The organism is Noviherbaspirillum humi, assembly GCF_900188095.1.
GTDB classification, from domain to species: domain Bacteria; phylum Pseudomonadota; class Gammaproteobacteria; order Burkholderiales; family Burkholderiaceae_D; genus Noviherbaspirillum; species Noviherbaspirillum humi.
In genome coordinates this window covers 1-1,098 of record NZ_FZOT01000054.1, presented here as the reverse complement: position 1 = coordinate 1,098, position 1,098 = coordinate 1, and the positions used below count along the sequence as shown (strand labels likewise).

Here is a 1,098-nt window from a genome sequence, read left to right as displayed (position 1 = left end):
TTCACCAAGCTTTCCGCCATGCCGTTGCTCTGTGGGCTGGAAACAGGTGTCGTCACCGGCTTGAGCCCCAGGCTGCGAGCAAAGGAGCGGGTTTCTCCAGCGGTATAGCAGCTGCCGTTATCCGTCAGCCATTCAATCTCGTCCGGTGCCGTCTGGTTGGCTCCGAAGCGCGACTCGACCGCTTGCATCATCAGGTCGCCTACCAATCCAGCATCGATGCCCTTCGTCGTCGCAACCCAGCTCATGACTTCTCGGTCGCAGCAGTCCAGCGCAAAGGCAACCCGCACCCGCTCGCCGTTGTCGCACGTGACTTCAAAGCCATCGGAGCACCAGCGGGTGTTGCTGGCGGCAACCGCAATCTTGCCGTCATGCTTACGTGCTGACACTGGCCGCTGCCCATGGCGATACAGCAGCAATCCATGCTCACGCATGACCCGATAGACCGTTTTGTGATTCACTGGCCAGGCCTGCTGATGCCGCAGTACGCCCCATACACGGCGATAGCCATACGTCCCCAGTTCGTGCAGCACCCGGCGGATGTCCTGCAGTAGCGGACCGTCATCGCGGCTGTGCCTAGCTTGGCGGCGGTCTTTCCAGTCGGCTGAACGACTGGTCAGTGCAAGAACATGGCTGCGCGCCACGCCAAGAGTCGAGCACACCAGTCTCATGGCTCTTCCCCGCATGGCAAGGGCGAGCGCGCAATCCACTTTTTTGCCTTGGCGAAATCCACCGCTTCCTTGAGGATCTCATTCTCCAGTGTCTTGCGGCCCAAGGCGGCTTCGAGCTGCTTGATGCGCTTCATCGCGTCCTGCAGTTCTGACGCCGGCACCACCGGCTCGTTGGCACCGACGGCCACCAACGAGCCTTCGGTATAGGCTTTACGCCACTGGAACAACTGGCTCGCCTTGATGCCGGCCTCCCTGGCCACCAGCGACACCGACATGCCAGGCTCCATCGTCCTCCTGACCCACTCCAGCTTCTGTTCCGGGGTCCAGCGTCTGCGCCGCTGGACCCCGGTTATCACTTCCACTTGCTGCATTCTTCCTGAAGGCATAGGCATATCCATAGCTGTATTCCTAGTCGTTAGTGTAAGGAATA

1 pseudogene is annotated in these 1,098 nt (G+C 60.4%); it reads right to left on the bottom strand.

Features of this window, described 5'->3' with window-relative positions:
* Positions 1-1,030, bottom strand: a pseudogene (locus CHB88_RS25765) (IS3 family transposase); the annotation flags it as partial.
* Positions 1,031-1,098: the final 68 nt, after the last annotated feature.